Source organism: Sulfobacillus sp. TH-112, assembly GCF_057473405.1.
In genome coordinates this window covers 1-7,568 of record NZ_JBYCKN010000088.1, presented here as the reverse complement: position 1 = coordinate 7,568, position 7,568 = coordinate 1, and the positions used below count along the sequence as shown (strand labels likewise).

The 7,568-nt window shown below is 53.0% G+C and carries 6 protein-coding genes; 1 reads left to right on the top strand and 5 read right to left on the bottom strand.

Going from position 1 to position 7,568, the window contains the following annotated elements:
- Positions 1–649: 649 nt before the first annotated feature.
- The gene (locus tag ACOJWD_RS05840; RefSeq protein ID WP_486992282.1) at positions 650–859 is read right to left on the bottom strand and encodes a hypothetical protein; all 210 of its coding nucleotides are present in this window, start codon (positions 857–859) and stop codon (positions 650–652) included.
- Between the two features lie 294 nt (positions 860–1,153).
- Positions 1,154–1,516 carry a dehydrogenase gene (locus ACOJWD_RS05835; RefSeq protein WP_486992281.1) on the bottom strand — a complete coding sequence of 121 codons (363 nt, stop codon included), beginning with the start codon at positions 1,514–1,516 and terminating at the stop codon, positions 1,154–1,156.
- Between the two features lie 574 nt (positions 1,517–2,090).
- Between ACOJWD_RS05835 and dacB the strand changes: the two genes are divergently transcribed.
- Positions 2,091–4,922: a D-alanyl-D-alanine carboxypeptidase/D-alanyl-D-alanine endopeptidase gene (dacB, locus tag ACOJWD_RS05830; RefSeq protein WP_486992280.1), complete on the top strand. Its 2,832-nt coding sequence runs from the start codon at positions 2,091–2,093 to the stop codon at positions 4,920–4,922.
- Here dacB and ACOJWD_RS05825 read toward each other — a convergent pair whose 3' ends face one another.
- From ACOJWD_RS05825 to ACOJWD_RS05815, 3 genes are all read right to left on the bottom strand, one after another.
- Positions 4,923–5,873, bottom strand: coding sequence for a sugar kinase (locus ACOJWD_RS05825; RefSeq protein WP_486992279.1), 951 nt, complete (start codon positions 5,871–5,873; stop codon positions 4,923–4,925).
- Positions 5,870–6,475: a bifunctional 4-hydroxy-2-oxoglutarate aldolase/2-dehydro-3-deoxy-phosphogluconate aldolase gene (locus ACOJWD_RS05820; RefSeq protein WP_486992278.1), complete on the bottom strand. Its 606-nt coding sequence runs from the start codon at positions 6,473–6,475 to the stop codon at positions 5,870–5,872. The genes ACOJWD_RS05825 and ACOJWD_RS05820 overlap by 4 nt, the downstream gene beginning before the upstream one ends.
- A 70-nt stretch (positions 6,476–6,545) precedes the next feature.
- On the bottom strand, positions 6,546–7,523 hold the full coding sequence (locus tag ACOJWD_RS05815; RefSeq protein WP_486992277.1) for an NAD(P)-dependent alcohol dehydrogenase: 978 nt from the start codon (positions 7,521–7,523) through the stop codon (positions 6,546–6,548).
- Between the last annotated feature and the right edge of the window lie 45 nt (positions 7,524–7,568).

Sequence of the window (7,568 nt, the reverse complement as noted above, 5' to 3'; positions counted from 1 at the left end):
TGAGTCGAAACAATCTCCACGAAGACCCATGAATCCCCATCAGCCACAAAACGGCCCAGTCCCACAGCCTCAATATTTCACCCGTACGATGCTCTCCTGGGAGGTGGGATTTCGCGTTTTGCGACATTCACTGCGGGTTGCAGCCCCTCTAGTATCTAAGAGATAGCTGGCACGAATTTCGCCTGGTGAAGCCACTTTCTAGTCGATAGAAAGCCTCTTCGATTCCTACCGGACCATCATGAAAAACGCGATGGGCGATGAATCTCCATTGCTAGGTTCAATTCATATGCTCAACCACAGGAACAGATCAAACCATTCACGTAATATCTCCCCATCTGGAATCGGTCCAGACCGCATTACTGTCGATTCTATACCTTTTCCAAGATAAAATCCTCATGAACTCACTGGTAACGAGCAACTTCTTCGCATCAGCTACCGCGAGTCAAAGGATTTTTACGCCGGAGGTAATATCGCAAACCCTTGCTATCCCTTACATTGTAGTCCCCTCTCGGCCTTGGCGGTTTAAACGGTCTGACCGAGCGCTCGACAAGGTGGACTAAAAAATGGCTCCTCAAGCGGGGTGCTACGCGGGTCGTCAAAAGGACACGCAAAGGTGTAAGGATACATCAAGTAATGGCCATCGCTCGGTTCATTGAGTCCCCGCAATGGGTCGTTCTCCGTGAATACTGAAATCAAGCATCATAAAAGGCATTCCGTCAAAAAAGTCCAGCATCGTTTCCCCAATCAAGTCATCGAATGCGTCCGCGATTTTTTCGCGGTACCTCCCGGTGGCACAGTCCGTGTCGTCGTCGAGGATGATAGCCGAATTGGTCGTCAGATGTGCAATCGGGTAAGCCATTGACCTCATTCTCATTCACCATCAAGCATGGCGCCGCGAAGTTTTGCACCTCGACCACGTGTGTGACGCCTCAAGAAATGCTCTGCCAACACTGTCAACCCTCGGCGGCAGAAGTCCTCCAAGAGTCCTGTCGATGGAATATTCCAAACCAGTGACACAAAAAACACCATGCTGCCTGGCGCCCTCGCACAAAACAGCATGGCTCAACATCCGCGCAATAGTCTGATCCCCGCTCATGCCGCCGCACGAACTATCCGGCTGCTAAAAGGCCCCTGGCCTCTGCCCCCCGAGCGGTTATAGATTACGCGCAATTTTCTCTTGAACCGCCTGCGGCATTTTCTTTAGCGTGTCCATGACCATTTCTTGATCGCGGCTTGCATACGGCTCCCCTAAATCGTGAGCAGATTGCATGCGGATCCCCAAAAACGGCTTCAATTGATCATCCGGCATTAAAGAGGCCAATTTTAAATTTGTGCTACATAGCCGGCCGTATTGGTTGTCGGACGCCTTTTGGGCCATCTGCAAAATGAGCGTACTTAACGCCTGTTTCTGTTCCTCCGGAGATAGGGTGCCGAGTTGTGCAAATAACCCTCCCATGGCTTCTTCCCGTTGCTTGTCATCCAAATCCGCCATTTCCAGCATATTGATCTCGTTCATCATGAGTCCCCCCTATGTTGTTGCCTTCACACCAGTCCGCCACATGGAATCGGGATATCCCCGATTTAATTGTCGTTCCTTTACTAAGAGTAACATAATCCCATATACCACAGTGGGTATTATTACCGTAACGAGGCAATTTTATGCCGAGAAGGACACTCAAGTCAGTTAAATACTTCTGCGATCCTTTCCAATAAATGACCCGATATTGGCTTGAATAGCGCTTATAAGCGAAAAAATCCCAACCCATCCGCAAAAATACTATTTGAGGTATATTTTCTCAAATCTAACGCCCCTTATGGGCCCATGTTGCGCTCCTAGAAAGCATCTGCGTTGACGGTATCGAGGAGACGAGATGAACGAAGTCTTAATTCCTCATAGGACAACGCCATGCCCAGATGATAAAGCCACATACTATCACGTGATAAGCCACGCACCATGAAATCTAGCACATCATGGACCTTGCCGAGTTCAAAAAAGGTGCTTAGCGCCTGTCAGAGGTAACCTTTTCTGACGCTTGAGCGTTCTATCCATTAAATATGCCTGAGTGCTAGCTAGAGGAGTCGAAAGCCGAATGGTTCGTGCCGCGGGAAGAATCATCTTAGGGGGCGCCATGATCGCCATGGCCTCCCTCGTCATTCCGGCATCATCTCCTCTAGCGGGCGGGGACGCTCCGGATTCGTCTCACTCCGTGGCGATTACATCACAAAAGTTACTCACCCCATCGCCAACAACATTTGCAAGCATAGAGCCCCGTGAAGTGACTCTCGACACCACCTCACATTCTGCAACTCCGTCCAGTCCGGTAGAGAAAGCATGGCAACATCTCATCCAGTCGCCATCGTTACTGCATTCTCAGGTGAGCGCCTATGCGGTGAATCTCACCACAGGCCAAGTTATTGGCAGCATAAATCCATCTGTGCGGCTAACCCCTGGCTCCATCACCAAGCTATTTACGTCGTCTGCAGCTCTGGCGACCCTAGGCTCACAGTTTACCTATGACACTTCGGTACAGATTCCCAGCAGTGCTACCGCAGAAAACCCTGGGCCGATATTTCTCGTGGGCAATGGCGATCCCTGGCTTGACGCTAATGGGGGAACAAACCTCAGTACCTTAGCAAAAAAAGTAGCGGCTCGTGTCACCCGTGCGACAGCCGTCATCGGCGTCAGCAGTGCCTTTTCCGGGCCACCTTATGGTGAAGGGTGGTCCATTGGCGAGCTTTCCCAAAACTTCGCCGCCTCCACCAGTGCCCTCATGGCTGAGCGCAGCGAAGTGGAGGTCACAATCTCGGCCGCTACGTCCGTCGGTCAAAAGCCTATCGTGGTGTTGAATTTCAATGGTCCGATTGCCATCCCGCAGTACTTTAGCATCATTAATAATGCCAGAATGGGGTCGTCATCCTCCTCTACCACCGTATCGGCCACCCGCCGGCTCGGCACCAATCAACTGGTGATTACGGGTACCTTACCCCTCGGGTCGAGCCCACAATCCTTTGTCGTATCGGTGGGTAAAGCGGCCCTCTTCGCTGCCTCTCTCTTTCAATCGGCTCTGGCAACTGACGGAGTTCACTTTACCGGAAATCCCTCCATCGCAGACAACACTCCGTCCAATGCTCGAACCATTGCCACGCTCACCTCGCAACCACTGCAGGAAACGTTGGTTACACAGAACCAATACTCCATTAACCAGATGGCCGAAAACCTCTATCGGACGTTAGGAAACGGATCGCTCCGCAAAGCAGTTCAGGTCATGAACACATTTACAAAGTCCGCCGACGTGAGTCCAAACCGAGTCCAGGTCGATGGGTCAGGACTTTCCCCATTAAATCAGATGAGTTCTCAAGAAGTCGTTCAGCTCTTATCCTATGCCCATGCCGAGTCCTGGGGAAAAACACTCCGGCATTCGCTCATTCATCTGAACGATCCCACCGCCTGCGGCATCCTCTGCCCTCCCAAGTGGTCATACCCTCTGCCCACAGGTGCACAAATTTGGGTCAAGACCGGGAATTTAGCTAATCAGTGGAACCTGGCTGGATATGTGAAGAATGTCAACGGCGACATCATCGCATTCGCCATCCTAGATGATGGCATGCCAACCGCGGCCAATGCCTATCCGCAGTCCGCCGTCGATGAAATGATGACGACGCTCGCCGCCTCACCAGTCATTTCTTCATCCAGTTCATCCGACGCGGACGAATTGCCCAGCGGGTCTCTCCCCGCATCGCTCGAATCCCTTTTGCAGAAAATCCCCGATATTACCAATGGAGATGATGTAGGGATTTCGCTCATTAATGCCATAAACGGGGACCCTCTCTTTCAACAATCGGGTGGGACACTGATTCGTTCGGGTCTGGCTTCACGTCTATGGCTAGATCAAGCTGCCCTACAGAGCCTGCCAAGTGACCTTCCACCAGCAAAGCTCCTCGCTACCGGAGCGATCCACCGTGGCATTTTAAAAGGCAATCTCATTATTAATGGAAACGACAACAATCTCAGCTATGAAAATCTCGCTGCCTGGGCCACCATGTTGCAAAGAGACGGGGTAAGAACGGTGCAAGGAAATCTGGACTATGTCAACTCCGTTACCGTGAGCGGAATACACCGGTGGCCTCAAACCATGCCATGGAATGATTTAGGGAAACCATTCGCTCCCCCAAATTCCTCGCTATGGCTCAACGGCGGTTTGGTTCAAATGAAAGTCCACGGCGGCTCCAGTGGAACCTCTGCAACCATCACCTCGGAACCTTCCACGGCACCCATTACGTTCATCAATCACATCACGGTCAGATACGGATCGTCGACCCACCTCCACGCACACCTGAAGATCGGCACTAATACCTTTGTAATTACCGGGAATATCTCCCCCAATACTACCGCCACCCTGACCGAATCCCTGCCTGACCCGGGCCGCTTTTGTGCATCGGTCTTCGACAACGATCTCAAAGATGTGGGCATCACGCTAAGTGGCACGACGAACGCCATCACAAGCGCTCCGTTGAGCGCCGTGCTGGCTACAGCACCGCCCATGGCCGTCACCGCGGTGGTGAATGACACGCTGTCTTCCCCATCTATCCTGTCGTCAGACCTGTTGCTGAACGCGTTAGGGCCGTCGGCGCCGCCTCTAAACGTTGGAGTACTCAGCGAGGTGAATGATCTTACCGGCGCGTCCTTAACCAACTATTTAACCGCCAACGACCTCTCATCGCTTCTCTATTCTCTCTACCATTCGCCGAAGCAGAAATCTTTAGTCCAGGCGCTGTCGACGAACCTCTGGATCACCACCAGCCCCGAACAAGAAGAAATTGTGGGATTCATGGCTGGCCCCCATCACAGTGAGGACGCGATCGCCATTTTAGTATCAGGTATATTGTGGAATCATCATTTTGCTCCTGGCGTCGATTCGTAACTAACGGTCAATCCATCGTTGCTGTTGAACCGCCCGAACGGTCTTCCAGTCCGGGTATCCCTCCCAGTCGCCTTGAGAGGCCACCGAGAAGGCACCCACGATTTGCCCAACATTAAGGCTCTCTTGCCAGTCTAATCCCCGCATTTGACCGGCAATCACGCCCCCAGCAAACCCATCTCCAGCTCCCACCACGTCCACCACCTGAGCCACCGCAATCCGGGGAGCTTCGGCAATCACTTCGCCCTCAACGTAGACCTTTGCGCACGTTACCTCTTTGACGACCAATACCGTCGAATCGGCGAGCGTGCCCCCTGACCAAAGATCGCTTACCGAGGAAATATTCCATACCTCTTCGAGTTCTTTGCGGGTGGCAAAAATAATCGAAGCATAAGGCAAGACCCTCTTTAGCATCTCTCTCCAGTGATGCACAGATCCGAGCATCTGACGCAGGTTGATATCTAACGAGACTTGTCTTAATCCCTGGGCGTGGGCACGATGTAAAAACTGGATGGCGACTTCCCGCAACTCTGCTCCCAGCATAAAGGTGATCCCGGTGGTATGCATCCATGCCGTCTCTATGAAAAGGTCTCCGGTTCCCGTGTCTCCCCTCCAGTACGTCATAGCACTTCCTTGCCGCAAATAGTATACCTTGGGTTCCAGGCCGAGGCCGTACCATTCTTTGACATAGTGTCCGGTAGGATACGGCAAAATCTCCATCGCGCAGGTCGAGACTCCCTCCCCCCGCAATGTCCGCAAAATGAGATCGCCCGTACGGTCATTACCAACAGCCCCGACCATTTCGACAGAGATTCCCAACCGCGCCATAGCAATCGCGGTGTTAAGCTCGGCACCAGCGATGGACAGCACCATCGGAGAGCCTACAGCGAGCGGTCCGCACCGCGTGGCAGCGAACACGCCCAGAGCTTCTCCTACGGTCAATACGCGGCTCATGGCTCATTACCCGCAATGGTACCGCGAAAGCGACGAATTTCTTCTAGAGACAGGTGGCCCAATCCACCTCCTAATCCCAGCGCCAAGGCTCCCGCCCTCATCCACTGTGGTCCGCTTTGGGTGGTAATTCCTCCCGTCACCAAAAATTGTGCTTGGGGAAACGGTTCGTGCAACGCTCTTAGATGGTCGACGCCGCCGGTGGCTGCTGGAAAGAGCTTCATGAGCGTGATTTTTGACCGGAGTACGCGGGCCACCTCGGTCGCTGAAAATACGCCAGGGATATATAGTAGCTGGCGTTCTCGGGCAAATTCGGCAACTTCCGGGTCAAAGTTCGGAGCCACGATATATTGAGCCCCGGCTTCCATGGCCTCATGTGCCATACTCGCATCCAATATCGTGCCCGCACCGCAAAAAATGGCAGGGTTGCGTCGCGCCGTTTGAAGAAGTTCTGCTGCATGCGGCACTGTCCATGTCATCTCAATCAATCGCACGCCGCCTACTATGAGCCGGTGCATCTTCTTGTCCGCGTCTTCGACATTCTCCGAACGCACAATGCCTACCAAGCGTTCTGATTTCAGCACCTCCAATATACGGTCGTGCATACCGCTCCCTCCTATCTGATAATGTCGAGTGTCACACTATGGTGGTCACGCTCGATGAAAGTCCACCTTCTTAATCGATGTGCACCATCGTCTTCAGATGTGACTGATATTGTTTCTCTTGCATATACTCTGGCAGTTCCTCTAGGGAAATGGCCGCATTGAGAAATGGTCCGAGGTGCTCCTTTTCGCGTTGCAACAAGGCGAGCGCGGCCGGAAAGGTATTGGCATAGCGGAAAACCCCCTTTATCGTGATGCCTTTGATGACGATATCGAGGCCGTCAATGAGACTCGCTCCCGCCTCTCCCATACCAATCAAACAAATGGTTTTGCCGGGGCGCACCCGTTCCATGGCTAATCGTACCCCGTCACGACTCCCTGAGCATTCCAACACCACATCCACCGACTTATCGGTGGCAACCTCGAATCCTAGAGCTTCCGCTACCTTAAGTCGACGCCGATCCACGTCGATCACCATCACACGAGCACCTTGACCTTTGGCGGCTATGGCGGTTAAAAGCCCAATCGGCCCCGCCCCCACCACTAAAACCTCTTGGCCCAATTGAATGTCGCATTCACGGGCGGCAAACACGCCTACACTGAGCGGCTCGGCGAGTGCCGCCACATCTGCGGGTAGATCGCCGGCGGAAAATACATAACTGGCTGGATGCACCACAAATGATTGCATGGTACCGTCGATGGGCGGAGTTGCATGAAACCTCACCTCCGGGCACAAATTGTATGTCCCCGTCTTACACCAAAGGCATTGACCGCAAGGAATTCCCGGTTCTAAAGCGACCCTGTCACCCACCTTAAGGTGAGAGACCGATTGCCCCACCTCAACAATCACTCCTGCCGTCTCGTGCCCAAGTACCATGGGCGCATTCACAACAAAGTTGCCAATGCGGCCCAACTCATAATAGTGAATGTCTGAGCCGCATAGTCCGATAGACTGCACCTGCACCTTCACGTCATACGGCATCACGACTTCCGGTTCGGGACGCTCTTCGATCGTCAACGCGCCTACCCCATGTAAAACGGCTGCTTTCATGACTTGCTTTCCCCCTCATCGCGCACTATTGATCTTCAGGACATC